This is a genomic window from Chitinophaga filiformis, assembly GCF_900102545.1.
In the GTDB taxonomy this organism is placed as follows: Bacteria; Bacteroidota; Bacteroidia; order Chitinophagales; family Chitinophagaceae; genus Chitinophaga; species Chitinophaga filiformis.
The window spans coordinates 255,626-280,656 of the sequence record NZ_FNBN01000003.1; the positions used below are offsets into that span (position 1 = coordinate 255,626).

Annotated in this window: 27 protein-coding genes; 12 read left to right on the forward strand and 15 right to left on the reverse strand. The window is 44.1% G+C overall.

Features of this window, described 5'->3' with window-relative positions:
* Positions 1-15: 15 nt before the first annotated feature.
* On the reverse strand, positions 16-360 hold the full coding sequence (locus BLR32_RS13450) for a hypothetical protein (protein WP_176842267.1): 345 nt from the start codon (positions 358-360) through the stop codon (positions 16-18).
* A 20-nt stretch (positions 361-380) separates the two neighbouring features.
* Positions 381-1,013: a hypothetical protein gene (locus BLR32_RS13455; protein ID WP_089832571.1), complete on the reverse strand. Its 633-nt coding sequence runs from the start codon at positions 1,011-1,013 to the stop codon at positions 381-383.
* A gap of 207 nt (positions 1,014-1,220) precedes the next feature.
* Here BLR32_RS13455 and BLR32_RS13460 point away from each other — a divergent pair, with 207 nt between their 5' ends.
* Entirely contained in the window at positions 1,221-1,691 is a 471-nt protein-coding gene (locus BLR32_RS13460) for a DinB family protein (RefSeq protein ID WP_089832573.1), read from the forward strand.
* Positions 1,692-1,701: 10 nt separating this feature from the next.
* Here BLR32_RS13460 and BLR32_RS13465 read toward each other — a convergent pair whose 3' ends face one another.
* On the reverse strand, positions 1,702-1,917 hold the full coding sequence (locus BLR32_RS13465) for a hypothetical protein (RefSeq protein ID WP_143011464.1): 216 nt from the start codon (positions 1,915-1,917) through the stop codon (positions 1,702-1,704).
* Between the two features lie 181 nt (positions 1,918-2,098).
* Here BLR32_RS13465 and BLR32_RS13470 point away from each other — a divergent pair, with 181 nt between their 5' ends.
* A complete protein-coding gene (locus BLR32_RS13470) occupies positions 2,099-2,824 on the forward strand; it encodes an SDR family oxidoreductase (RefSeq protein ID WP_089832577.1) in 726 nt (241 codons plus the stop codon).
* A gap of 283 nt (positions 2,825-3,107) precedes the next feature.
* Here BLR32_RS13470 and BLR32_RS13475 read toward each other — a convergent pair whose 3' ends face one another.
* A complete protein-coding gene (locus BLR32_RS13475) occupies positions 3,108-3,854 on the reverse strand; it encodes a hypothetical protein (RefSeq protein ID WP_089832579.1) in 747 nt (248 codons plus the stop codon).
* A 452-nt stretch (positions 3,855-4,306) separates the two neighbouring features.
* Here BLR32_RS13475 and BLR32_RS13480 point away from each other — a divergent pair, with 452 nt between their 5' ends.
* Entirely contained in the window at positions 4,307-5,398 is a 1,092-nt protein-coding gene (locus BLR32_RS13480) for an amidohydrolase family protein (protein ID WP_089832581.1), read from the forward strand.
* Positions 5,399-5,519: 121 nt separating this feature from the next.
* Here the strand turns inward: BLR32_RS13480 and BLR32_RS13485 are convergent, their stop codons facing one another.
* Both BLR32_RS13485 and BLR32_RS13490 read right to left on the reverse strand, forming a co-directional pair.
* On the reverse strand, positions 5,520-5,879 hold the full coding sequence (locus BLR32_RS13485) for a DUF6717 family protein (RefSeq protein WP_089832583.1): 360 nt from the start codon (positions 5,877-5,879) through the stop codon (positions 5,520-5,522).
* Positions 5,880-6,113: 234 nt separating this feature from the next.
* Positions 6,114-6,914 carry an alpha/beta fold hydrolase gene (locus BLR32_RS13490; RefSeq protein WP_089832585.1) on the reverse strand — a complete coding sequence of 267 codons (801 nt, stop codon included), beginning with the start codon at positions 6,912-6,914 and terminating at the stop codon, positions 6,114-6,116.
* Between the two features lie 84 nt (positions 6,915-6,998).
* Here BLR32_RS13490 and BLR32_RS13495 point away from each other — a divergent pair, with 84 nt between their 5' ends.
* The gene (locus BLR32_RS13495; protein ID WP_089832587.1) at positions 6,999-7,400 is read left to right on the forward strand and encodes a winged helix-turn-helix transcriptional regulator; all 402 of its coding nucleotides are present in this window, start codon (positions 6,999-7,001) and stop codon (positions 7,398-7,400) included.
* A gap of 154 nt (positions 7,401-7,554) precedes the next feature.
* Here BLR32_RS13495 and BLR32_RS13500 read toward each other — a convergent pair whose 3' ends face one another.
* Positions 7,555-7,938, reverse strand: coding sequence for a hypothetical protein (locus BLR32_RS13500; RefSeq protein WP_089832589.1), 384 nt, complete (start codon positions 7,936-7,938; stop codon positions 7,555-7,557).
* 160 nt (positions 7,939-8,098) lie between these two features.
* On the opposite strand from BLR32_RS13500, the gene BLR32_RS13505 reads away from it, so the two are divergent.
* Together BLR32_RS13505 and BLR32_RS13510 are read left to right on the forward strand one after the other, a co-directional pair.
* Positions 8,099-10,081: a sensor histidine kinase gene (locus tag BLR32_RS13505; protein WP_176842268.1), complete on the forward strand. Its 1,983-nt coding sequence runs from the start codon at positions 8,099-8,101 to the stop codon at positions 10,079-10,081.
* Positions 10,071-10,709, forward strand: a complete 639-nt coding sequence (locus BLR32_RS13510; RefSeq protein ID WP_089832593.1) for a response regulator transcription factor — start codon at positions 10,071-10,073, stop codon at positions 10,707-10,709. Before BLR32_RS13505 ends, BLR32_RS13510 begins: the two co-directional genes overlap by 11 nt.
* Here the strand turns inward: BLR32_RS13510 and BLR32_RS13515 are convergent.
* Complete coding sequence (locus tag BLR32_RS13515) at positions 10,706-11,671, reverse strand: hypothetical protein (protein WP_089832594.1); 966 nt, start codon at positions 11,669-11,671, stop codon at positions 10,706-10,708. The two genes, BLR32_RS13510 and BLR32_RS13515, sit on opposite strands and share 4 nt — an antisense overlap.
* 124 nt (positions 11,672-11,795) lie before the next feature.
* On the opposite strand from BLR32_RS13515, the gene BLR32_RS13520 reads away from it, so the two are divergent.
* The 6 genes from BLR32_RS13520 (at position 11,796) to BLR32_RS13545 (ending at position 17,881) form a co-directional block, all read left to right on the forward strand.
* The gene (locus BLR32_RS13520; RefSeq protein ID WP_218124193.1) at positions 11,796-12,350 is read left to right on the forward strand and encodes an RNA polymerase sigma factor; all 555 of its coding nucleotides are present in this window, start codon (positions 11,796-11,798) and stop codon (positions 12,348-12,350) included.
* The gene (locus BLR32_RS13525; RefSeq protein ID WP_089832596.1) at positions 12,328-12,978 is read left to right on the forward strand and encodes a hypothetical protein; all 651 of its coding nucleotides are present in this window, start codon (positions 12,328-12,330) and stop codon (positions 12,976-12,978) included. Before BLR32_RS13520 ends, BLR32_RS13525 begins: the two co-directional genes overlap by 23 nt.
* Positions 12,979-12,984: 6 nt before the next feature.
* Positions 12,985-14,091: a hypothetical protein gene (locus BLR32_RS13530; protein WP_143011465.1), complete on the forward strand. Its 1,107-nt coding sequence runs from the start codon at positions 12,985-12,987 to the stop codon at positions 14,089-14,091.
* 67 nt (positions 14,092-14,158) lie between these two features.
* Complete coding sequence (locus BLR32_RS13535; protein ID WP_089832600.1) at positions 14,159-14,977, forward strand: AraC family transcriptional regulator; 819 nt, start codon at positions 14,159-14,161, stop codon at positions 14,975-14,977.
* A 96-nt stretch (positions 14,978-15,073) separates the two neighbouring features.
* Entirely contained in the window at positions 15,074-15,454 is a 381-nt protein-coding gene (locus tag BLR32_RS13540; protein WP_089832601.1) for a VOC family protein, read from the forward strand.
* A 51-nt stretch (positions 15,455-15,505) separates the two neighbouring features.
* Positions 15,506-17,881: a GAF domain-containing protein gene (locus BLR32_RS13545; RefSeq protein WP_089832603.1), complete on the forward strand. Its 2,376-nt coding sequence runs from the start codon at positions 15,506-15,508 to the stop codon at positions 17,879-17,881.
* 149 nt (positions 17,882-18,030) lie between these two features.
* On the opposite strand, the gene BLR32_RS13550 is transcribed toward BLR32_RS13545, so the two are convergent.
* The 7 genes from BLR32_RS13550 to BLR32_RS13580 form a co-directional block, all read right to left on the reverse strand.
* Positions 18,031-18,507: a Dps family protein gene (locus BLR32_RS13550; RefSeq protein WP_089832605.1), complete on the reverse strand. Its 477-nt coding sequence runs from the start codon at positions 18,505-18,507 to the stop codon at positions 18,031-18,033.
* Positions 18,508-18,676: 169 nt separating this feature from the next.
* Entirely contained in the window at positions 18,677-19,738 is a 1,062-nt protein-coding gene (locus BLR32_RS13555) for an aminotransferase-like domain-containing protein (protein ID WP_089832607.1), read from the reverse strand.
* Between the two features lie 32 nt (positions 19,739-19,770).
* Complete coding sequence (locus BLR32_RS13560) at positions 19,771-20,937, reverse strand: MFS transporter (RefSeq protein ID WP_089832608.1); 1,167 nt, start codon at positions 20,935-20,937, stop codon at positions 19,771-19,773.
* A 6-nt stretch (positions 20,938-20,943) separates the two neighbouring features.
* Positions 20,944-21,627: an HAD family hydrolase gene (locus BLR32_RS13565; protein WP_089832610.1), complete on the reverse strand. Its 684-nt coding sequence runs from the start codon at positions 21,625-21,627 to the stop codon at positions 20,944-20,946.
* 10 nt (positions 21,628-21,637) lie between these two features.
* The gene (locus BLR32_RS13570) at positions 21,638-22,660 is read right to left on the reverse strand and encodes a zinc-dependent alcohol dehydrogenase (protein WP_089832612.1); all 1,023 of its coding nucleotides are present in this window, start codon (positions 22,658-22,660) and stop codon (positions 21,638-21,640) included.
* Positions 22,661-22,672: 12 nt separating this feature from the next.
* Complete coding sequence (locus BLR32_RS13575) at positions 22,673-23,905, reverse strand: aspartate aminotransferase family protein (RefSeq protein ID WP_089832614.1); 1,233 nt, start codon at positions 23,903-23,905, stop codon at positions 22,673-22,675.
* Between the two features lie 537 nt (positions 23,906-24,442).
* Positions 24,443-24,955: a hypothetical protein gene (locus tag BLR32_RS13580; RefSeq protein ID WP_089832616.1), complete on the reverse strand. Its 513-nt coding sequence runs from the start codon at positions 24,953-24,955 to the stop codon at positions 24,443-24,445.
* Between the last annotated feature and the right edge of the window lie 76 nt (positions 24,956-25,031).

Below are 25,031 nucleotides of genomic sequence, written 5' to 3' on the forward strand. Positions count from 1 at the left end.
CATTGAATGGCGGTGTTATGGCACACGAACACCTATTTTCTTTATGACAATCTTTGGCTTGATGATTTGCGTTGGTTTTACAGGCGTCACCACCGTTGGAACAGCGATAGGTTTCAGCTGTTTTTTAGCCTTGGGAACCTCTTTAATAACCGGTTCCACTGGCGGCTCCTGCTTTGGTTCTACTGTCTCCGTCTCTACCGGCTTTTTAACAGGAATAGTGTCAGGCAGCGCGGTATATGGGGGTACTACCTTGTAAGTAGGTTGGGGTAGTTTTACACTACCCCAACTATAGAGGGAAATGATTAATAGTATAGCGGTTATTCCTACATGGCGATATAATGCCCCTTTGTTCATATTCACAACAGTATTTTAATAATGTGTTACCTGAGTCCCACTTTCATATTTGCCCCGATATGAGCGGCAGGTTTGATAGATGGCGCCTTCAGGTTATTATGTACAACTCCTGCAACTTTTACGGATGATGGAGCGACAGCTTTTGCATGTGTCTTTACACCAGCGTCTACTGATTTTACAGCTGCTGTTGTACCTACAGTAGCCTGTTTAACGTCAGTGTTGGCAGTTATGGCAACATTTTGTGTGCTTTTAACAGTCGCGCTGCCTGTACTTACAGCAGTCTGTTTGATTTCGCTGTTGACAGCTGTGGCGGCATGCTGCGTGCTTTTAACAGTCGCACTGGTGGTGCTGTTTACCCCGTTCTTTAATGCATCTGCATGTTCAGTGGCAGTAGCAGCAGCAATGTTTGTTTTGCCTTCAGAAGCAATAGCTGTACCGTTTTTAGTATTAATCCCGGTAGATCCATTTGCAGCTCCTTCAGTCCCCATTTTTACATTGCCTGGTTTAATATCAGCCTGGGAAGCAGTCTGCGCAGACGCTGTTCCGTTCACTGAATTAGTCCTGACAGTCGCTGATTGTGTTGTTTTTACAGTGGCATTCTGAGCAAATACAGCACCTGAAAATAAAAAAGCGGCAATGACAAAAAGTGTTGTTTTCATACAATTCCAGTTTTAAATTAGTAATTATTGCTTGTTGATACAAACTTAGAACCCCAACATGAAGAAAAAATGAAAAACGGGTTGTGGGGGAGGAGAGGGAGTGCCAGAAAAATATCTGATACAGGATAAAATAATATTATCGGCAGTAAGGATCCTCTTGTTGTGGCCTGCTATTTGGGGTATCTTTATATATTAACCATCACCGCTATGAATATTCTTACGCAAATATACACACATCTGCTGGACACCCTTGAGGGCGAGAACTGGACTGACGTAAATGTAATGGATAGCCTGAAGGACATAACGGTACAGGAGGCCACGTTGAAAACAAAGGCTTCACCTAACACGATCGCATCCCTGGTAAATCACCTTATCTACTGGAACCGGGTGATGATACAGCGGATAAACGGTATCAAGGTAAATATACCTGATATTAATGGATTCGATGTTCCCAGCTTGACAAGTGAAGTGGAGTGGACAAATTTGAAGAATGAGCTGGTTACATCTACACATGATCTGGCCAACGCGATTAAGAAAGTAGATGAGAGCAGACTAGAGGAACCGATCCTGCCAGATCATTCCTCTACATATAAAAGCCTGCATGGCATGGTGGAGCATTTACATTATCACCTGGGGCAGATAGTGATCCTGAAAAAGCTGATTAAGGCGGGTAATTAATTGTACCGCCTTAATCATTCTCTTCTTCTTTTTCCTTTTCTATTTCTTCCGGATTATCTTTCTCATCGTTTTCTTCTGCTTTCTCGCCAATCTTTCTAATAACAGAAGATATGGGTCCTTTCATATGTTCCTCGGGGTCTGGACCAAGTGTTTCCGGGTCTGGTTGTATGTTGGAATCTTCCTTTTCCTTTTTGATGTCTTTATCTTTTGGATTGTCCTGTATCATAAAAACGTATTTATTATTCTCCCGTAACAAAATCATGCCAATGCATGAGCATAATGCCGGGTTTGGGCAGGCAATCAATACGGGCTGTTTGAATTTTGCAAATGATGGTTTGATGTTCGTAATTGCTATGATGTGGCTCCTGCCTAATTTTGGGTATTATTTAACGTAAACAGATTAATCAATGAAACTAACAGGAAATAAAATTTTAATTACCGGCGGCGCCAGCGGTATTGGGCTGGGGCTTGCAGAAAGATTTCTACAGGAAGGCAATACCGTGTTGATCTGTGGAAGAAGGGAAGCTACTTTGAAAGAGGTGTCAGATAAATATCCATCTATCATTACCAAAGCATGCGATTTATCAACAGAAGCCGGACGGGAAGAGCTGTATAAGTGGGTTGCTACACATCACAGTGACTTGAACGTGCTGGTGAATAATGCCGGTATCCAGAACTGGATGAACATTACAGATGCGGATTTTTATCAGCGTGCAAAGACTGAGATAGTAACGAACATTGAAGCACCGGTGCATTTAACAGCGCTTTTCAGTAACCTGCAATCGTTGAATGCGATCCTCAATGTCACTTCAGGATTATCTTTTGTACCATTGACTAAAGTGCCTGTGTACAGTGCTACCAAGGCATTCTTCCATTCATTCACACGGTCATCACAATACCTGCTCAAAGCAAAAGGTATAGAAGTGATTGAAGTAATACCGCCTGCATTGAATACAGACCTTGGTGGAAAGGGGCTGCATGATGCTGCACCTCCGGTAAGTGATTTTATAGAGGCAGTATTCAAACAGTTAAAGGAAGGCAAAACAGAACTGACTTTTGGCTTCAGTGATGCTATGTCAAAAGCTAATCCTGAAGAGTTGACTAATGCGTTTAACAGGATGAATCCAAGCTGACGAAGCGCAATTGAATGTGAACAAACCCGCTCTGTCAGGAGCGACATGTTCGTAGTGGGGGATGTTGTGTCATATGTATACGTCTTCTCCCGGAAAATGGCGGTATTGCTAAAAGGCGGTGCCGCCATTTCCTTTATACAGCACACTCAGGTATTGATCAGCTTCCCACTGAATTGTTTCAATGTGAAATAGACAATACCAAACATAGTGAAAGAAACTGATACCAATAGCATTCTTTCAAGAGAAGAGATATTCTTTAACATATTGACGATATAGTTTAGCCTTAGTGCGCAATAGCGTTGTTGCTGAATAAAGCACTGTTTGCTGTTATACGATTAATGATTCTGTTGTACTTGTATCTCATCTTGATCATATATTTCCTGAAAGTGTTACCACCTGCTTTAAATAGTTTTTTGTGCGCCAGCCATACCACGAATGCAGTGGAGAAGTAGAAGATACAATAGGCCCTGAGAGAGAGGGCCTTTCCCAAAGCAGTCTTGCTGTTGAAGATGATGGAAAGCCGCTCCGTCTGAAACTCAATATGAGGCGCTTCATCAATAAGGATATCGGTACAGATCTGCTTCAGTAATTTGCACCTGGTAGCGTCTTTCATAGATTGATAGAATATTTGCGCAGTACTTTCCACAACAGTAACTGTCAGCGTCCATATCTCCATATTAGCATTGAAATACCTTACTTTCCTGAAAAGTGTATCTCCGAGATCTGCTTTGATCCTTGGTTTTCCTATTCGGTCGAGGTATATGCCCAGGTTGTTGCCATGTTTCTGTTCTTCCTTTATAAAGAGAGCAGTAGCTTCTATATACGCCGGATCGTTGGTCTGGTTGGCATACCTGGTTACTGCTTTCAGCAGATGCCTGCCGTCTGATGTCTCTCCCAGTTGCCATGCCTGAAGCGAATGTAATATTGCCGAAATTTCCTGTTCAGAAATCTCTGGTTTCAAAGACCAGTCTATACGCTGGCGTTTTGCGTTTTCTTTAAAGTGCAAAATCCACTGATTACTTGTTTTCATGTGTTGTATTTTATCATAGTTAGTACAGGTCGATAATTATGCTTTGTGTTTCAAAGTGTGGCGGCAAAAAAAAAGGCAAAACAATGCCTTCATCAGACTATCAGCATTATGCTTGTCACGATCAAATGAACCGGCCTACTGAAACGTACCAACATTGCAGGTAACATCAGGTCCGGGTGCTGTTCTTAGTACCTTTGAAGGAGAAACTACCGGCAATAGGCAAACAGGGAGATCTCGCAGCTAATTATATCGCTGTTAACAGGTTACAAATGCATGCATGCTGCTGATCTCTACCTGTGTGAAAGTGCTTATAAAGTACTTTGAATAACAAAGTAAGTGAATAATTTTAACATTGAGTGAAATATTTTTGTTTCCCGTTTTACCGCTCATAAAAGCTTGCTTTTAGTACTGCAGATCTTTTTATAAATTGGATTAAACTATCTCTACAACATATGCGTAAACTGTCTATTGTCGCCTGTGCCTTAATATGTACCAGTTCTATGTGTTATGGCCAGGAAAGACCCACCATTGATTTTGAAAAATATGACCCGCCTTCCTCACTGGTAGTACCGGAACATAAACTGACAAGGGCGAAGTTCCCCTTCATAGATGTACACAACCATCAGAATGGCTTATCGTCAGGGAACCTGCGTGACCTTTTGCAGGACATGGATGCCCTGAACATGAAAGTGATGGTGAATCTCAGCGGAGGAAACGGCAGTCGCCTGAAAGCTCAAACAGACAATGTAAAGGATAAGGCGCCTAACCGCTTTATCATTTTTGCAAATATTGATTTCAGCGGTATAGGTGAGGAGGGATGGACGGAGAAAGCCGTGCGTCAGCTAACAGAAGATGTGAAGAATGGTGCAAACGGTCTGAAAGTATTTAAGAACCTCGGACTCAGTGTACGTGATAATAACGGCAAACGCGTAGCTGTTGATGATCCCCGCCTGGATGCTATATGGGATCAGTGTGGTAAACTGAAGATCCCTGTACTGATACACGCTGCCGATCCAAAACAATTCTGGCAGCCTGCAGATTATAACAACGAACGCTGGCTGGAATTGATCACCCATCCGGGCCGTAAGCGTAGTAATACTGACCCAGCACCCTGGGAACAGATTATTGAAGAGGAACACCGTATGTTTAAGAAACATCCGGGTACTACTTTCATAAACGCTCACTTTGGCTGGTATGCGAGCGATTTGACGCATCTATCGCAGCTGATGGAGGAGATACCCAATATGTATGTTGAATTCGGAGCAGTGATTGCTGAAATAGGACGGCAGCCAAGGGCCGCAAGACAGTTTTTTGAGAAGTACCAGAACAGGATCCTTTTCGGTAAAGATTCCTGGCAGCCAGAAGAATACACTACCTATTTCCGTGTGCTCGAAACAGCAGATGAATATTTTCCATATCACAAAAAATACCATGCCTTCTGGCGTATGTATGGTATGGCGCTGCCGGATGATATCCTGAAGAAGGTGTATTATCAGAATGCGTTGAGAATTATTCCGGGGATAGATAGGAGTTTGTTTGAGTAATAGCAAGGGGCTGTCTCATAAATAACTTTTATCCAATTTATTCGGGTACCTAATGGAGAGAATTTCCGTATGAGAAATTCTCAGAGCCATCGAGTTACTTATGAGACAACCCCTTGTTTTATCAGTCATTGTTTGCAACCGGACTTACATAAATGGCTTCCGGAAGATCTGCGAATACATGTTCTGTCACCGCACAAAGCCACATCGGATGGTTCACAGGTTCGCCCATATACGTTTCCATTATATAGTTGCCTCCACCGATAGAATCACGTAAATCGGTAACCAGTTTAAGGGTATCCGATCCCTCAAAAGGTTCGTCACTCATATCTATAAAGCATTCATTGGTATCACCACTGATCCTGTTAAGCATAGTATCTGCACCTTCCACCATTTCCAGTTCGGAAACATCACCCTCCCAACCTGGCAGATCAATGTACCACCTGTTCGAAGGAGATTTGTAAAATCTGAATGTGTGTCTCATATCTCTATATGATTTTAAAAGAGTGCAAAGGTAATGCATCGTTTCGTTCAATACGGTAGTACCGGGTATCTATATTGCGTATTTCCGGTATATGTCAATGTGACAAGGTTAAGACTTGCATCAAACTGCATATAACCAGGATTATCCTCCGATGATCCTCCCATTTGATCGGGAGAATATCGGAAGATAATCCTAATCATATGCAACTTACATGCTGGTTTGATGAATTCTTCTTTACTTCGCAAACGACTCCAACAGCGCCGCCGTTTTTCCCGGTTCAGTGATCATTGCATCATGTCCTGTCGCTAGCGCATAATATTGCCAATCCTTGCTGTTTTTTGTCTTTTCTGCAAAAGGAACTATCGCCGGCAGCATTTTTACCGTACAGGCGATATAGATCAGCGGAAGATGATTGCCGTAAGGATGTTGCAACACCAGTGGCTGTGTAAATGTCCGGAAAGGATGACCCACCAGTCGCGCATTCACCCAGCTGATATCTGTCGGATTGCTTACACCAAATGTCTCTGCAGACCATGCCGGAAGTGTAAGCCCGCTGTCTTTTTCTGCGGCTTTCAGCATAACATCCTGCACCGCTTTAGGCTGAATAGAGAATGCACTTTGCCCGTTCTCCGGCAGTATGGCATCCAGGAATACCAGTTTACTCAGCCGTTCAGGGATCCTGTCGGCAACACCGGCAATTACAGTACCCGCATAGCTGTGACCCACCAGTATCACATTATGCAGATCTTCCATTTCTATCAGGTTGACAATATCAGAGATATGTGTTTCCAGGTTGACCGCAGGACTTAAAATATTCTTATGTTCTCCCAGTCCGCTGAGCGTTGGTGTATACACAATACCGCCATGTTCCCTGAGCTGACTGCTTACACGCTGCCAGCACCAGCCGCCATGCCATGCGCCATGTACCAGCACATATACAGGATGTTTGGAGGAAGAAGATTGTGCGTATATATCCGTCAGGATGAAAACGGATACCAACAGTAGGAATGCCAGTCTGATTGTTCTTATTTTCATAATGTTTATTTTTGATGCAAATTTATCCCGGCCCGTAATGGCCGACAATAACTCACCCGAAAGTGAGCCGTTAAATAAATCTTTATGGCGAGCAAGATTAAGGAGACTTCTACCAATGCATATAACCTGAAAGTATTGGCAGCTTCATGTGAAGTGAATGATATTCTGAAGATGATCAGTCCCAAATGGAAGATGCAGATCCTCTATTGCATCTCACAGGGAGTACGGCAGTTCAGCCGCCTGAAGGAAACCTTTCCTTCATTGTCAGACCAGGTATTGGGAAAAAGGCTGAAAGAGTTGGTGGACGAGGGGTTGGCAGAGAAGACGGTATTGAATGATACCGTTCCTCCACAAGCTATCTATACGCATACTGGAAAAGGAGCAGCCTTGTTGGCTATTATCCTTGATTTACATCTATGGGGAAAACAAGACTGGGGAACTGGTCCAATGGAATTCTGTAAGTCGATGCAACCTACTTCCCTCTGATAAGCCAGCCGCCCAGAGGCGCCGACCGCCATCCCATACTGAAACCGAAGCTACTTAGCGTAAATAAAAAGAGGTTATATCAAATTTACTTTTGATAAACCTCTTTTTGTTGGGATTGTAACAAAAGATGTTACTTTTTTATGTTCAGTACATGTTAGAAGCCATAAGTAACCGATGCACTGAGAATCTGCCCCGTGGAAGTACCTTCTTTCTTTAATTCACCATCTACATAGATCTGCACTTTTAATGATGAAGATGCGTTTACCCCTGTTGCACTAACGGCTGCTGTTGCCACTACTGTGCCTGCCGGAACGGTGATCTCAGGACTGGTCCAGGTAGTACCAGTAAGGCTGGTAGCAGTTGTCTGATTGGAGTCATAAGCGTAAACAGCTACAGAGATATTGGAACCGGTACTGGCTGTTGCCTTGAATATAACTTTATGGGATTTGGATGCCGGTTTGTTATCATCGTCTTTAGAACAGCCAGCAAAAGTGGAGGCTAACATCAATGTGAGCAACGCGTTTCTTAAAAATTTCATACATGCAAAGTTTGGTAAAATGCCTACTCTTTCGGTTAATCAGTTTTCGGCGTCCCTGTTATCGGAAAACAAAGTTATACCTGACCGTTAGGCATGACAATACCCGGAACCCATGATTTATTTCTACCTGTTTCCAGGTATTTCTTTAATTTTACTGACCATGATCCGTTTACTTAACCTGATAGCATTATTCGTAATCATCTCTTTATGTTGTAAAGCCCAGTTGCCTCTTGATCAACAGAGATATTATGATAGCTTAACCACCATATTGCAGAAAACCACCTCCGATAGTGTAAAGGCCAGGGCCAATTACGGACTGATTTATTATTGGGTACCCAGAGATACGGCAAAGGCCAGACAATGCCTGGATGAAGCGCGCAGGTTTAGTAAACAGTATCCCTTCCTGCTGGCTATTTCTTATGCACATGAAGGGTATCTCTATTACAGTGCTGATATAGAAAGAAGTGATGCCGCCTTTGCGAAGGCTGACAGTCTTTTAAACAGCTTTACTACGAAAGAAGCGTATCAGTCAAGAGCCAATGTATGGATAAATCGTGCAGCCATCAGACAGAGGAAAGATGATGACAGGGCCTATATTGATATAATACTGAACAAAGCCATTCCCTATGCACTCAAAGCAGGAGATAGTGCTATTGTAGCATCCCAGTATGTAGGCATAGGTACTGCCTTTATGAACCTGGAAGAATATGACAAAGCAGAACCTTACTTTGACAAGGCCATTGCTATCTTTCAATCGACCCATGCTCAACCTTCAAGATTAGTGGCAGCGTTGAACAGGGCAGGAGAGAATTACACCTATCTGAAGAAATTTGACAAAGCAAAGAAAACAGTCGCCGCTGTAAAAACATTGCTTGCCCCTTATCCAGAATCAGAGCTATATGCGGTACATTATATGGTGGAAGGACTGTGTTACCTGCATGATCAGCAGTATGCACTGGCAGAGACCAGCTTTAATAAGGGAATAGCAGCTGCTAAAGGGCCTAATAAATCTTATGTGATACAGGAGCTCCTATTTTATAAGGTGAAAGCATTACTCGCGAATAAGAAGTATGAACCGGCCAAACAGATCCTTCTTGAGCTTTCCAGGGATGAAGAAGTGATGGAACTGGGCAGCAGCAGATTGGAAGTATACGAAGGACTGGCAGCAAGTTACGCAGGACTGGGACAGATGAAGCCTGCTTATGAGTGGATGAAGGAATCCCGCCGTCTGAGCGACAGCCTGCATGAGAGTGATGTTGCCAACGATATCAATGACCTCGAGATGAAGTATCAGCGTGCAGAAAGCCAGAAAGAGATCATTACGCTGAAAGCAAAAAATGAACAGGCAGCCCTCTCCGCAAGGAACAGCCGTTTATATATTTTACTCCTTGCCTCCACTGCCTTGCTCTTGTTAATAGTAGCCACATTTGCCTTGCTCTACTATCGTAGTAACAGGAAATTACTGGCGCAAAAAGAACTGAATCATCAACAGGAATTGAAGGAAATAGAACAACAACAACGCCTGCAGTTTGGTCAGGCTATTTTACAGGGCGAGGAACAGGAACGCCGCAGGCTGGCCAGAGACCTGCATGATGGCCTTGGAGGAATGCTGGCAGGTGTGAAACTGAACCTTTCAGGTCAGGTGGAGAAGATAACTGCTGAACAGCAGCACGAACTGCGGAAGACAATCACTCAGTTGGATGATTCCGTCACTGAACTGCGTCGCATTGCCCACAATATGATGCCGGCAAACCTGCTGAGGTTTGGGTTGCAGACTGCGTTGAAAGATTTGTGCGAGTCCACGATGACAACTGCTTTGAGTATAGACTTTCAGGCTTATGGCATTGAGCCGTCTATGCCTGAACAGACGCAGATAAACATCTACCGCATTGTACAGGAATTGCTGGCGAATGCTATCCGTCATGCAGATGCCAGTAATATCATCCTGCAATGCAGCCAGGATGGAGATACATTCCTGATCACACAGGAAGACAATGGAAAAGGCTTTGATACATCCATCAATGGGAAGGGAATAGGGCTCAGTAATATCAGGAACAGGGTAGGTTTCCTAAGGGGAACGATGGAGATCAGCTCTGTTATCAATGAAGGAACTACAATAAACATAGAACTACATGTCGGATAATAAGACCACACTCGCCATTGTGGATGATCATCCAATTGTACAGGAGGGATTGCAGAAACTATTGGTGAATGCAGCAGATATCACAATTGTGGGTTGCTTTACCACAGGAACGGACTTCATTCATTTCCTGAAGAAAAATCCGGTAAATGTTGTGCTGCTGGATATCAGTCTGCCGGATGTCAGCGGTATCGATCTTTGCAGGGAAATAAAGAAGTTGTCGCCTGATACCAGTGTACTGGCATTGAGTAATCACAGTGAACGCAGTATGGTGCTGCAGATGTTGCAGAATGGAGCGACAGGATACCTGCTGAAAAATATCTCCGGAGAAGAACTAATAGCTTGTATTAACGAGGCATTGAATGGACAGCTTACTTTCAGTCATGCGGTGAAAGAGATCATGTCCAGGCCATCTTTAAATGAGTTAAAAGACATTCCTAAACTGACAAAAAGGGAAAAGGAGATCTTACAACTCATTGCTGATGGTATGACGACAGCCGATATAGCAGGAACGTTGCATTTAAGCCCGTTGACAGTAGAGACGCATCGTAAAAGCCTGTTGCAGAAATTCGAGGTGAAGAACGTAGCAGCAATGATCAGGGTAGCTATCGAGCAGAAGCTGATACCCTAATTACCATGTTCCGCTCTTTGTTTGACGATCTGCAGGATATTATTCTGGATATCTTCCATGATCCATCCGGCCCACCAGCTGGCGTAAAAATTAAAGGAAGTGGTCAGCTTAAAATGACTATACAGATGCAATCTGTAAGTATTATCATTTAAACGCTCAAGTTCATAAGTACCGTTCAATACATCAAAATAATCGCCGCCCACCACTATATGTTCATCCATAGTAGTCGAGGGTATGTCATATGGATTCGCCTTGATAGTAAAACTCATTTTCCGCTGATGCTCGTAGTCTGTCACTGTTTCATCGAATATCAGGCCTTTATCAAAGATAGCCTTACGGAAGGCGCCTTTGCCTTCAAAGTTCAGCTCTGCTTTTATAGGGCGGGGAAAGCCAAGGAATCTTGTGAACCATCCTTTGTCCTGTGACTCGTTGATTTCTCTTACACGCGTTACATTATTCCAGATCTGTTCTTTGCTGGCATGAATATCTATATGGGTATCTGCCTTGTAACGGCCTGGTATTGTGGCAATGCGTTGTTCGATAGGAGAGATGAATAGAGGTAGCAATAAGATGAACGAAATGTACATCTTCTCATTCTTGTGTTTTTCTATCTTGAAGAATCCAGCTACCTCACCTCCTATGGAAGCAGCTATTAAAAAGACCGGCATGATCATAATCCAGCATGCCCAACCTTCAATGGTAAGCAGTATGGTAACAGCAAAGAAGACGAGGATCGGCAACCATGGCATGCACAGACGGTAGAATCTTGATTTTACATTTTCAATGGGAGAAAGATTGATGGTCAGCGCGCCGATGCCAAAAGGGACGAAGAACAGGAAGGCAAAGCTCATTAGTTTAAAAAGGTCGTTCAGCGTGGCAAGACCAAAAAGGCCGCGGAGAATTAGGGCAAATACAACGGGTATAACAACCGCGAACATGACTTTTTTACTCGGATATTTCATATGTAAGGGAATCTGCTCGTAAATATAGTCAAAGCCGCCATATATCCCCCTCAGAAAAATTTATTTGACCAGGCAACCCTTTCTCTGTAAACTGCATTTATAGAAGTACAAACCCGCTGTTCTCTTGAATATACCGGAACTCATAAAAGAAGCCAAAAAGGGCAGTACGGCTGCTCAACGTTACCTGTTTGACCTGTTGTCGGACAGGATGCTCATGGTATGTCGCCGCTATGTCAGGAATCAGCAGGATGCGGAGGAGCTATTGCTGGACGGCTTTTATAAGTTCTTTAAGTCTCTGCCGGAGCTAAACTATCAGGGAGATGCCGCCCTGCATAGTTGGGCAAAACGGATCATGATCAATGAATGCCTGATGTTTCTGCGGAAGAAGAATGCGTTTGTAGTGGTATCAGAACATGTGGCAGAAACAGTGGCACTGGAAGAAGATGTGTTGAACAACCTATCGGCCGCAGAGATCTTTAATCTTGTCATACAATTGCCCGCAGGTTACAGAGCCGTCTTCAACCTATATGTTATCGAGGGCATGAATCATGGGGAGATAGCCGGACTATTGGGAATATCAGAGGGCACTTCTAAGTCCCAGTTAAGTAAGGCCAAATCATTATTGCAAAAAATGCTTATGCAGCAAAATATTGAGTATGTCAAACGAAAAACACAGTGATAGCTGGATAGGTAAACTAGACGAGCTGGAAAGCTTACCGGGTGAGACGCCGTTTAATAAAGCGGCAGCATGGGACCGTTTGCATCAGCGGATGGACGGAAAAAAGACTAAAAAGAGAGGGATTTTGTACTGGGCAGCTGCTTGCCTGTTCCTTGCTGCTATGGCACTTCTTTTCCTCGAACAGGAACGTAAAGCACCTCCGGCATCATATGTGGAGAATCCGGATAAAAAGAAGGTGCATGAAGTAGTAGTTGATGTAACAGAAACGCCTGTTATCGTGAAAGCCCCGGTAGTACCAGTTGTGGGGGATAGTCCTGCAAGGAAAAAGTCACTTCCCGTAAAGGACAGGAACCCAATCATTATATCGGATGTAGCTACCATACTACCTCCTATCATAAAGGCAATTCCTCAATCTGATACTATGCTGGCAGAGACGACAGCAGTGGCAGCAGCACCTAAGAAAATGAGGGTAGTACACATCAACGATGTAGGTGGTGATGTGATCGGCAATGCCTATGTATATCCTGAACACAAACAATTCAAAATAAGTCTTAGTGGTCCTGCTGGTTTCGCCAGCCAGATAGTGGCCGATAAGACAGATAAAACAGCATCCTCGCCCAAAAATTAAAGCAACATGAAGACGAACATTTACTTTCTGATGCTCTTTATGAGCATCACCGGGATAGCCCATGCCCAGAAAAATCAGCCCTCTGCCAATGAAGACCGGATCTTTGACGTTCCCGCAAATGAGATCAATAAGCGCTTTTTCATCGCCCTCGATAAAGGCGATAAAATGCAGGTAGAACTGGTAGATATGAAGGACCTTGCCCGTGTTGGAAATATCGATTCACTACTAAAGATATTTTTGACTGACCTGACTCCACTGAAAGATTCCTTGTCAGACGAGCTTTCTGTAAAGCGTATCGATTATGTGATGGAACCACCTGCGGCAAAGAAGATCCGTATCAGACAAGGGAGACCTTCCGGCAAAAGTTTCCTCATCCAACAGAACGATGTGGCAGCATTGAAACTGGAACAGGATACCGTTCATTTCATCGGTGTAGTGCCTGTACCTGGTACCAAAACTATCCACCGTTACAGAATTAGTTTCTTCGTAAACCACCTGGAAGATCTTGCCGCTTATGCAGATGGACGTTTACAGGCGCGGTTGGTCAGTCTCCGGGAGAATGTGAATACTAATTGGGTGAGAGGCGATAATGGTATGATGCACATCAAAAAGGATTACACCATTTCGTCAAATGTACCGGCTGGTTCAATCTATGCTCATGGTGACTACCTGGCCTTTACGCCTTCTGCCAATATTCAGAATTACAAAAACTACTTTGTACCATCTTTCAGCCTGGGGGCTACTGTAATAGCCGGAACGATGGGGAGCAAGGGAAGAACGCATGAATTCGGGGCTTACTGGGAACCTAACTTCTTCTTTGGAAAGAATAGTGAAGGCAAAGTGAAAACGTACAGGAATGACTTCCTGACGCTGGTATATGGTACAGGACCTGGGAGGAAGGAAGTGGAAAAGAAAGAACCTTATCTGCAATATGTTTTCTCTCTCAGTTATCTCATTCACCGCAGCGGAGACTATTTCGAAGAACATACCTTTCGGGCTGGTTTAGGACGGATGTCGTTGTTTGAAGGCAAAACCAAGATAGAACCTGTCCTGTACTTTCATGAATTCCTGAAGGGAGTTACACCCGGTGTAAGACTAATACAAAGCTTTTAAGGGCACCGATTTATAGAACTATTTAAGCGGAAACAGAGAATTACGGGAATTCCCGTAATTTTCGCTTATGTATACAAGGAACCTTACCCAACAGCTGGAAATCGACTATGTGATCACCGAAAGATGGCCCTTGCCCCTGCATAAACATACCCATTATGAACTGCTTTATATCATGCGGGGAAAGGGCCAGCATATCATCAACGGACATGGTTATAACTATGAAAAGGGCGACCTGTTCATCCTTGCCCCACAGGATAGTCACTTCTTTATTTTTCAGGAGAAAACTGCTATCTGTTTGGTAAAGTTCCATGAAGATTTCTTCCAGGATTTCCTGCAGGATGCGAGGTTTAAAGCGCTTTTTACACACCTTTCATCTCCTTATCGCAAACTGTCTGCCACAAGCAATAACAAACAACATATTGTACCATTGATGGAACTGATCATTGCTGAACACCGGAAGGAAACCACTTACCAGCAGATCATCATTAAAAATGCATTATCGCTGATCATGGCGCTTACCGTCAAAGATGCCGGCGAGCATACCACCACCGCTAAAGATGATAAAATCCAGTCCGTCCTTAATTATATACATCAGCATATTGCAGATAAACATCTGCTCTCTGTACAGAAGATGGCAGAAACCTTTCATATCAGCAAAAGTTATTTTAACCAGTATTTCAAAAATGCTACCGGCTGTGCCTATAAGAAGTATGTACAGGAATATGCACTAAAACTGATTGCCCAGCAACTCGTAGACCGGAATAAGACCATATCACAGCTGGCGGAAGAATTTGGATATAGCGATGAGAGCCACCTGACCCGGTCATTTAAAGCGTATTTCAAACAGACGCCTTCTGCGTTTAAGAAACAGCAACAGGTGGTCTGACCTGGCTTCATTTTATACAGGATATTCATTGTTTCGTTCAACTTTTCAGCCATGGCATCGTCTCAACTTTGTACAGGATAATTAAAACGTGACGTTATGCACATTGATCATACTACTCTGCGGACAGATCACCTGGAGGAAACAAGAGATTTTTTTATCCGTGTTTTTGACATGGTGGAAGGACCAAGGCCTGCCTCCATTGCAAGGGCTATGCCAGGGTACTGGCTGTATTGGAAAGACGCGCCGCTGGTGCATCTCATACCCAGTTCATTTTATCATGACAGGAGCGGAAAGGCTGCTGCAGAAGCGATTGATCATACTGCTTTTTATATGGAGGATTATGAGGGGTTTAAACAAAGACTGATTGATCTGGGAATAAAGTTCTCATCTATGGACCTGGAGGATATAGGCGAGCGGCGGATGTTTTTAAGGACACCGACGGGGATATTGCTGGAGACGGTGTTTAGGAGTGGATAAGTAATCTATGTTCCCTAAATTTGTACCAAAAGCTCCAAAGAGATCTACGCCATGAGAAAAAACATACTGGACCTTTCCGGCAACAAAGGCCTCCCTTTACCGCTGGACGCGGCCATTTCCTTTAATCCCTTCATTGACTACCTCCGTAAACGGGTAGCTGGAGAGAAAACGGCCAAGGCTGGTATATACAAGAACGCACTTGCACTGTTCGACAAATACAACGCACAGGACCTTGATCTTACGCTTGATAATATTCAGGAATACGAAGAGCTGTTAGAACAGATGTATGTCTGTTTATCCCCTCCATTGGCGGATGAATATGAGGTAGCCTGGGGACTTGGATTTCCCTTCCAGCCAATTATCTGTTATGGCACCACCATGCTGTATGAGTTAATGCAGGAAACAGTAACAGATCAGGATAAGTATGTGGTGACCAAAACACCGGAACAATATCATCAGAGCCGGCTGCAACTGGTATATTCCTTCATATTGCAGCGCCTGTATAATTACCGTATTCCCGTACCGGCAGGACAATACCATGCAGGTGTCAATACAGAAACAGGACTGCTGCAATACTTTGCCGTAAATATCAATACCGATTTCCTGGAAGTAATGCCTGTCGGCCCGCTGCCTACACCTGATTTTACAGAGCTGTCAGTACGCATGGCTGAAGAAGAAGGATATGAAGTGTTTGAAAAGCTGCTGCCCCTGTCAATGTTCAGGTTCAGGGGAATAACGATGGTAACAATATCAGACGTTACTGCTCAGAAGGCTGTTGAGAATATAGAAAGCGTCCGGCTGGCCAGAACGCCGGATAATGATGAGACCAGTTATCATCATGTTATCCAGTCGCTGAAAACGATAGTAGGAAATAAAAAGATTGAGTTTGACCTGTTCCCGTTGGTAACGGTGAATAATGAGCCGGTATACGGATACAGGAAAGGAGGAACAGGCATCCTGTTCGATGTATGGGGAGAACGGCTGTCGCCGGAAGTTTTCCGTAAGCAGGCCAAAGGTTATTTCTCCAATCCGAACTCCTTTTTCTCGAAGGATCTTTTTAGTGCAAAGGATATAGAGATCGGTTTTTTGGACCATTTCCGGAAACTAAAAGTCAGGTCCCTGGCGCTGATGCCAGTGTTTTATAACCGTCAGCCGGTAGGAGTGCTTGCAATGCATACCTGGGAAGACGATACTTTTGATGAAACAGCAGTTTCATTACTGGAGCCTGCACTAGCGGCCATAGGAAGCCTGATGCAGGTCTATATCGACGAATTTAACCTGGAGATAGAAAGCATTATCAAAGAGAAATTTACCTCTATACAACCATCCGTACAGTGGAAATTTAACGAAGTGGCCTGGCACTACCTGTATAACAGGAAGAGAGGGCTACCGGAGAAAGCGGAGACTATCCATTTCAATGAGGTATATCCGTTATATGGTGCTATAGATATCAGGAATTCCACCCTGGAGAGGAATAAAGCGATCATTACCGACCTGGATAATCACCTGAACCTGCTGATGAACACCTTAACAGCGTTACAGCAGGAGCATCACTCCGTGCTTCAGGAAGAGATGATCTATAAGTGCAGTAAATGGAAAGAGGTACTGAAACAGGAACAGCTGAATGGCAGCGATGAAAATAAACTGGTGACCTTCTTCCGGGAGGAGACAACGCCTTACCTGACGCACCTGTCAAAACATAATGGGAATAATGCATCGCTGGCAGATTATATGACAGCGCTGGAAAAGTTCAATAGCAATGTGTATGGCAACAAACATGCGCTGGAGCTATCTATGCAGATGATCAATAATGTAGTCAATAACTACTTCGAATCAGAGAAAGACCAGCTGCAAAATTCATATCCCTGTTATTTTGAAAAGTTCAGGACAGATGGAGTAGAATATGACATCTACATCGGTCAATCCTTTTCTCCTAACCAGCCATTCAACCATTTCCACCTGAAGAACCTGCGCTTATGGCAACTGTCTTCTATGGCGGCAGTAGCACAGCTGACAGCATCTTTAGTGCCGGAAATGCCAATTCCATTAGATACCACACAGCTGATCTTTGTACACAATCATACCATCGATATCAGTTTCAGGGCTGATGAAAGGAAGTTTGATGTGGAAGGGGCCTATAACATCCGGTACCAGATGATCAAAAAGCGGATCGATAAGGTACATATCCATAACTCCGAAGAACGACTTACACAGCCGGGCAAGATCGTCCTGATCTATTTCGATAAAAAGGACATTGAGGACTATCTTCCTTTTATTCACTATCTGCAGGAGAAAGGGACCCTGAATAACGACCTGGAAGAACTGGAACTGGAAGATCTCCAGGGACTGACGGGATTAAGGGCACTGAGAGTAGGCGTTGCCCCGGGAAATTTAAACGGGATGCCGAAAAAAGAACTCGCTAATTAGCCATATGTGGAAAAAAGGCTATTGGATATTGACGCTCTTGTTACTATTTGATAACTAATCAGGCACAGACCTAAAATACGAATTTCCATAAACAGGAATCCCGCAGCACAGAAGCCGCGGGATTCTTTTTATAGAGAGTAGGTTGGTAATTATTTGCGGTAGTGCGCGCGTAACATCCATGCCATTTTCTCATGCGTTTCCATCAGTCCTGTAATGTAGTCACTGGTACCTGCATCTTTATACGTGTTGGTGAATGCGTCAATGTTACCTCTCAGGAACTCTATAATGCTTTCGTGATCTTCCAGTAATTCCTTAATAAAACCAAGGCTGTTATTGTCTCTTTCGCTGTACTCAGTCAGATGGGTGTGTTCCAGGAAGCTTTTCAGCGTACCTGGTGCATAGTGACCGAGAGTACGGATCCTTTCTGCTACGCTGTCCATGATCTCATCCAGTTCCTCGTACTGTGATTCGAAGAATAAATGCATGGAGTGAAAATCGGGTCCTTCTACATTCCAATGTGCGTTACGGGTTTTAGTATAAAGTAAGAACTCGTCAGCCAGTAATTTTACCAGCTGATTAACTACCTGCTGTCTGTTTGCTTCAGTAATACCAATATTCGTATTCATATATCGCTTGTTTAATACTGCGAAGGTAGAACATTCTTCCTTCCATAAATTCTTCCGGCTATAATTAACACATCATTTACAGTAATGTTTACAACTATAAAATCCCGGAAGACTTATCGACACTTATAGCGTAAATAAAACGAAGGGGCATCCCTGTTACCAAAGACGCTTAACAAATCAGCTTTTTGATGATCTCCAACCCCTCTGTCACCCTGCTCATATCCCGTTCCGCTCCCATCGCTATTCTGATATACTCACCTACGCTAACTCCTGGCGCGGCAAAGATAGTTCCCGGCATCACCTCCACACCAGCCTGTAGTAAGGAAGCATACAACACCGCAGATGTAATACCAGCCGGCAGCTTCAACCAGCAATGAAAACCATTCTCATGCCCATACACCTCAAACCCTGAAAGCACCTCCCTCGTCTTCATCTGCCGGTACTTACCTTCCTCACGCTTCCTGAGAATCAGCTTCTCCAGTTCCCCGCTGGTAATAGCAGTCGATACAAACCTGGTAAAGAAAGTAGACGGATTGCTGGAAGTCAGTTTCAGTAACATGATGATTTGCTCCTTGTATTGCTCAGGAGCAGCAATGAATGCTACCTTAACATCAGGCGCAAATGGTTTGGACAGACTGTAAATATACCAGCCCAGATCAGGCGCCAGCTGTGCAAAGTTGGCTGGAGGATTATCATCCAGGAAGCCATAGGCATCATCATCAATAATAATCTGCCCATTCTTACGGGCGATATCGATCAGTTCCAGCCGGCGCTCCAATGGCATCACAACACCCGTAGGGTTATTGACAGTAGGCATAATATAGATACCCCTGACATTGTGTTGTGCACTGGCAGCTTCCAGTGCCGACGGCAACATTCCCTTTTCATCCGTTTTGCAGCCGATCAGCTGTATATTCAACAGCCGGGCAATCGTCAGGAAATTGGAATAGGTAAACTCATCAACCGCAATAGCTGTGCCCTGCAAAGATGCGGCAAGCAGTGCCACGATAATAGCCTGGTGACCAGAGATCGCCATGAATACACGATCTGTACTGATAGCAGGTCCGCTACGGGAGATCCATCCGGCTGCTACATGTCTGTCTTCCTGGTTGCCTGCGGCTGGTTTAACGGTAAACCACTCATTGTAAGTTGTGCAATGGCTGTCTGTAATAGATTTGAATACGGCCTGCTGGTCGGCCAGTACCGGGTAATTTGAACTTAGCGATATCATGGAGCTGAGGATTTGGATCGCCAAAAGTACAACTATTTCTCTTCAGAGATCTTACCCGCCTGTGATGCCAGTAAGGTAATGCCGGAACCCAGTAATGCAATCAGTGCAAAAGACCAGCGCAGACTGGTAGCTTCAGAAATGAAACCAATCATCGGAGGGCCTAGCAGGAAACCCAGGAATCCGACAGTAGATACAGCAGCAATAGCCACACCGGGAGGCATTGTTTTCGACTTGCCTGCCAACGCCAGCACCAATGGTACTACTGATGATACGCCGACACCCACCAGCAGAAATCCAATAGTAGCAGTAATGAGATAGGGGAAACAGATTGCCACCAATAAGCCCGAGGTAGTCAGCATACCGCTGACCTGTAAAACTCTTTTAGTGCCCAGTCTTGTTACAAACCTATCGGCAATGAACCTGCCACCTGCCATAGTGCTCATAAAAGCAATGTATCCCGCAGTAGTGAGGTGTTCGGGTACCTCCACGATCTTCTGAAAATAGATACCACTCCAGTCGAACATGGTACCTTCCGTTACCAGGCTGCAGAAAGCGATCAGCCCCAGTTTAAGGATGCTGCTGTCTGGTTTGGCAAAGATGGGTTGTGAACTATCTGAAACTTCATCTGCAGGCAAAAGGTATCGATAGAAGATCAATACCAATGCCCAGCAGATAATGCAGATGAAGATAAAATGTTGCAACACCGGCAGCTCCATGTTAATAGCGATAGTGCCAAGCCCTACACCGGCAAAACCGGCTAAACTCCACAGACCGTGGAATGAGGCCATAATGGACCTGCCATACAATGCCTCTATTCCAACAGCCTGTGTGTTCATGGATATTTCAAAAACATTGTTCATAAAGCCGAAACAGAACAAGAGGATCACTAACTGCCATATATCTGAAGCTAATCCGATCACAGAAAGCATAAGGGGGAATAACAATCCGGCACTGATCAGTACTTTGCGGCTACCCAGGCGGGTTACCAGCCAGCCGGATACGGGTAGGCTTACCATCAGACCAATGGGCAGGGCAAACAATACGCCGCCCAATGCAGCATTGTTGAGCTGGAAGATAGCCTTGATATCATGGATCCGGCAGGCCCAGCTGGTGTAAGTCAGTCCGGCGATGAAAAAGAAAACGCTTGCAGCAATACGGTGAGACCGCTTGAGGTTAAGATGGACAGTCAGATCTTTCATAAATCGTTACGAGGTTAAGGTCATGAGGCCAATATGCTGCTCCAGTTCATCATAATCCGAGATCTTGATGATGTCGTTGATATGAGCCAGCTTCTTATTGTCAATACCGATAAACTTTATGCCAAGTTGTTGTGTGGCCTGGTAATCCCAGTTGCCATCACCGACATAAATAATATCAGAAAGCTCGGGCGATTCATTATGCCGCTTGTTCATCTTGTTGATGGTATGACCGATAATATCACGCCTTGCAAAAGCATCCTGTGCAAAAGATGCCGCACTGCAATCTTCAATATTGATGCCCGCACACTGCAATTTAAACAAAGCAGATTGTTTCCATCCGCCGGTAGCCAGACCTATCCTCAGATCTTCATTACGGGAAAATGTGCTGATGATCTTACCTGCTTTGGGAATTTCCCGGAAGTGACCGGCGTGTTTCTCATAGGCGGCTTCCAGCAAGTTGCAGAAGCAATCTATGAAGTTCTCGATTTCGGTAACTGTGCACGGACGGTTCCTGCGCTCAAGTGATAACTGGTTTAGAATACCTGAGTCGGTAGTGTTCTCGTAATGCCCGTAATTGGTATTAAAGTCCGAGAAATTGAAAGTAGTAGCAATGGCCTGTGTATAACAGAGATCGTCTATCTCGGTGGTATCAGTCAATGTACCATCTATATCAAAAATAATGTACTTCATAAAAGCAGTTTTAAAACTTGATGACAGATTTCAGGCTGGAAATGTCGTTGTTACGCTGACGTTTGGCAACATTACATCCCAGGTCTGATACAGCATCTTTGAATTCATTAATGCCGTACGCCTTTGTAATGATCTTCTCCAGTCCCAGCACCTGACTGTTGATGAGGTCAACAGCATGTTTAAAGGTGTCTTGTGAATCAATGGAGCCGATGATGGAAATACTGCGGTCGGTGATCTCACGTGGATTAATGGTCTGCTGATTATTACGCAGTCCTATCAGTGCAATCTTTCCGCCATCGGCTACTGCATCGATTGATTTTTCCAGCATGCTGCCTGTAGTGTCTACGATCAGATCATATTGGTGTTTACGAGGTGCAAAATGACCAGACAGGTACCAACCGGAAGTGAGAATATCATTGTTGGAGATTAACTCAGTTCTGTTGGCAGAAGTTTCATAGATAGTACCTGCCTGTATACCGTATTGTTTCAAAGCCAGGTAGAATAGCAGTCCGATTGGACCACCACCCAGTATAGCTACGTTGTAAAAGGGAGTGACCGCCAGTTTCTTCACCGCTGTCAGTACGCAACTGAGTGGTTCAGACATAGCACCCTGTTCAAAAGGTACATCATCACCCAGCGGATAGATAAAACGTTTGGTGGTCTTGAAGTATTTAGTGAATGTACCGTCAATAGAGACGCCTGCTTCGGTGCTCGATTTGAGGAAACAATGATTGCGTAATCCTTTCCTGCAGTTCTCACAATAACCGCAGTAATAGGTAGGGTCGATAATGACACGATCGCCTACATTGAAGTTCTCAACACCTCTGCCTTTTTCAACGATCACACCGGCAGATTCATGGCCGATGATGACTTTCTCCCTTGCATTATATTCTCCGGAGATGATACTGAGGTCTGTACCGCAGATGCCGGTAGCGCGGATCTCTACGATGACTTCATCAGGCAATGTGATAGCGGGTTCTTCCCGTTCTTCCAATTGAATGTTCCAGGGGCCGTGATAAACGATAGCTTGCATGGGTAACAATTTTTAAAGCTGACTGAATAATCTGTCAAGTCTGTCGCAGATCTCCTGTATATCGTCGACAGTGGCAGTGAGAGCGGGTCTTACTTTTACTACATTGCCAAAGCCGTAACGGGAGCCTCTGAGAATGAGTCTCTCTTCTTCGAGCGCTTTGTCAATGATCCTGTTGGTGAGTGGTACATCCGGAGCGCCGTCTTTATCAACGATCTCCAGGCCCCACATATATCCCATTCCTCTTACGTCGCCAATGAAGTGACCATACTTTTCTTTCAGGCCGTTCAGCAGATTGCCGAGTACTACACCGTTATCGCGCACGTTCTGAAGGAATCCTTCGCGGGATACGATCTCCATTGTTTTCTGAGCAGCAGCGAGGGAGAGCAGGTTACCACCGGAAGTATAGGAGTGCTCAAATTTCTCCAGCACCGCAAATTCAGGCCTGTAGAGGATGGCGGCAGTAGGAATGCCTATACCGCCTAATCCTTTCGCAAGCGTGATGATATCTGGTTGCATATCAAAATGTTCACTGGCAAACATGTAACCAGTTCTGCCGATGCCGGTCTGTACTTCGTCAGAGATAAGGACGATGTCCAGTTCATCACAGATCTTTTTGATCCTTTCAAAATACCCGGGAGGCGGCACAATGTTTCCACCGTTACCCAGGATGGGTTCCATGATGATGCAGGATACATTGCCGGAGCCGCCGTATTCTACATAGTCGTAGATCGCTTCCGTACATAAGTAACCGCAATTGGGATACTTAGCAGCATAAGGGCATCTGTAGCAATAGGGCGCAGGCACAATAGCATGTTTGTTAGAGATGGTGTTGGCGAATGACTTTCTTCTGAAAGCATTTCCTGAAATACTGGTGGTGAAAAGAGTTTGTCCGTGATGGGAGAGGGACAGGCTGAGTACTTCATTTTTACCATTGAACTTGTTGGCTATTTTAACAGCACCTTCGTTGGCAGTGGAGCCAATGATATCACGCATCCAGCCATCGGTGATACCTTCAGGAGCATGTTCCAGAATGCTGTGCAGCACATTGGAAGCAAGATCGCCGGTAAATGAGGAGGAAACATGTATCAGGTCTTCTACCTGTTGTTGCAGGATCTCTACCACTTCAGGATGACTGTATCCGAGAGAGAGGTTAAAGGTACCTGACACGGCATCGATGTACTCTTCGTCATGCGAAGTATAAAGGCGTATGCCACTGCCTTTAGTAAACTGAATGTTAACAGACATGGGGGTTGGGTTTTACATAAGAAAAACAAAAAAATGGTGGAATGGCGTAAGATAACGGGTCACATGGACTGAGTTACATAACGAACAAATGTTTCTTGAACTTCCTGCAGGGAATCCGGGTTATACAATTTTTTTTGAGTCGTGGAAATGAAAATGTGTCTAGCTTCATTATCAAAATTCACGATGCCAAAGTAGAATGTATTTGTGAGAATTTATTTTTTTTGTTTAAACTGAATCCTTTATTTTTTATTAAATAGGATTGTAAATTGATGATAGAAGTGAGAGATGAGTGTCGGCTGTAATGCTTTGCTGTCAGTTATTTCAGGACTTCGCTGCATTGATGCTGCATGCAATGGACCTGTTGCATTACTGCATTTATTTTATGGTATAACAGTGTTATAAAATAGCAACTGAAATGATGTTGCGGCCATGTGTTGATAACTCCGTAAAACAGGAATGGCCATCCCGGTTTAATGCGGAACAGCCATTCCTGTATTACTTTCATTTCTCTGTTTATCTGAACAACGTTTAGCGTCGTTATTCAATTACTGTAACCTTCCCTTTGTATACACCTGTGATACGGCGCTCACCAAATTCAAGTACATATGTGAAGGTTTGATATTCCGGCCCCTGTACAAAAGTGAGACTTCCTCCTGTTGGCTTACTGAGGATCTCGCCTGTTCCCGTTACTTCCTGTCCCTCTTTATAGATGACATTCTGGTAAAGTAATGCCACATCAAAATTTTTGTCCCTGTCAAATGCCGCTGAATCGGATGGCATATAGGTATAGGTAACTTTATCTGATAATGTTTCCAGCAGGAACTGAACGGTATGTACCTTGCCGGAGAAGGATGCGGATTGCTTCATATCTGTAAAGGCAACTTCAACACCGCCTGTCCAGTTCTTCCTGATAGCATACTCCGTGCGGAAAAGTGAATCATTGAGTACAAAACCATTACGGGGATTTACACCATCATTACCTCCGTATACGCATCCTGAAAAGTATAAAAATAGTATAGCAGCCGCAAGGCTGAGAGTTGACATCTTCATTAGTTGTAGGTTTCTTGTAGTCTATACCGATAATAACACAAATATATAAATAGTTTCTGATGAGCGGAATAAAAAA

Coding starts and splice junctions, on each gene's coding strand:
- BLR32_RS13455 (WP_089832571.1), bottom strand. CDS start 1,013: ATGAAAACAACACTTTTTGTCATTGCCGCTTTTTTATTTTCAGGTGCT.
- BLR32_RS13460 (WP_089832573.1), top strand. CDS start 1,221: ATGAATATTCTTACGCAAATATACACACATCTGCTGGACACCCTTGAG.
- BLR32_RS13465 (WP_143011464.1), bottom strand. CDS start 1,917: ATGATACAGGACAATCCAAAAGATAAAGACATCAAAAAGGAAAAGGAA.
- BLR32_RS13470 (WP_089832577.1), top strand. CDS start 2,099: ATGAAACTAACAGGAAATAAAATTTTAATTACCGGCGGCGCCAGCGGT.
- BLR32_RS13475 (WP_089832579.1), bottom strand. CDS start 3,854: ATGAAAACAAGTAATCAGTGGATTTTGCACTTTAAAGAAAACGCAAAA.
- BLR32_RS13480 (WP_089832581.1), top strand. CDS start 4,307: ATGCGTAAACTGTCTATTGTCGCCTGTGCCTTAATATGTACCAGTTCT.
- BLR32_RS13485 (WP_089832583.1), bottom strand. CDS start 5,879: ATGAGACACACATTCAGATTTTACAAATCTCCTTCGAACAGGTGGTAC.
- BLR32_RS13490 (WP_089832585.1), bottom strand. CDS start 6,914: ATGAAAATAAGAACAATCAGACTGGCATTCCTACTGTTGGTATCCGTT.
- BLR32_RS13495 (WP_089832587.1), top strand. CDS start 6,999: ATGGCGAGCAAGATTAAGGAGACTTCTACCAATGCATATAACCTGAAA.
- BLR32_RS13500 (WP_089832589.1), bottom strand. CDS start 7,938: ATGAAATTTTTAAGAAACGCGTTGCTCACATTGATGTTAGCCTCCACT.
- BLR32_RS13505 (WP_176842268.1), top strand. CDS start 8,099: ATGATCCGTTTACTTAACCTGATAGCATTATTCGTAATCATCTCTTTA.
- BLR32_RS13510 (WP_089832593.1), top strand. CDS start 10,071: ATGTCGGATAATAAGACCACACTCGCCATTGTGGATGATCATCCAATT.
- BLR32_RS13515 (WP_089832594.1), bottom strand. CDS start 11,671: ATGAAATATCCGAGTAAAAAAGTCATGTTCGCGGTTGTTATACCCGTT.
- BLR32_RS13525 (WP_089832596.1), top strand. CDS start 12,328: ATGTCAAACGAAAAACACAGTGATAGCTGGATAGGTAAACTAGACGAG.
- BLR32_RS13530 (WP_143011465.1), top strand. CDS start 12,985: ATGAAGACGAACATTTACTTTCTGATGCTCTTTATGAGCATCACCGGG.
- BLR32_RS13535 (WP_089832600.1), top strand. CDS start 14,159: ATGTATACAAGGAACCTTACCCAACAGCTGGAAATCGACTATGTGATC.
- BLR32_RS13540 (WP_089832601.1), top strand. CDS start 15,074: ATGCACATTGATCATACTACTCTGCGGACAGATCACCTGGAGGAAACA.
- BLR32_RS13545 (WP_089832603.1), top strand. CDS start 15,506: ATGAGAAAAAACATACTGGACCTTTCCGGCAACAAAGGCCTCCCTTTA.
- BLR32_RS13550 (WP_089832605.1), bottom strand. CDS start 18,507: ATGAATACGAATATTGGTATTACTGAAGCAAACAGACAGCAGGTAGTT.
- BLR32_RS13555 (WP_089832607.1), bottom strand. CDS start 19,738: ATGATATCGCTAAGTTCAAATTACCCGGTACTGGCCGACCAGCAGGCC.
- BLR32_RS13560 (WP_089832608.1), bottom strand. CDS start 20,937: ATGAAAGATCTGACTGTCCATCTTAACCTCAAGCGGTCTCACCGTATT.
- BLR32_RS13565 (WP_089832610.1), bottom strand. CDS start 21,627: ATGAAGTACATTATTTTTGATATAGATGGTACATTGACTGATACCACC.
- BLR32_RS13570 (WP_089832612.1), bottom strand. CDS start 22,660: ATGCAAGCTATCGTTTATCACGGCCCCTGGAACATTCAATTGGAAGAA.
- BLR32_RS13575 (WP_089832614.1), bottom strand. CDS start 23,905: ATGTCTGTTAACATTCAGTTTACTAAAGGCAGTGGCATACGCCTTTAT.
- BLR32_RS13580 (WP_089832616.1), bottom strand. CDS start 24,955: ATGAAGATGTCAACTCTCAGCCTTGCGGCTGCTATACTATTTTTATAC.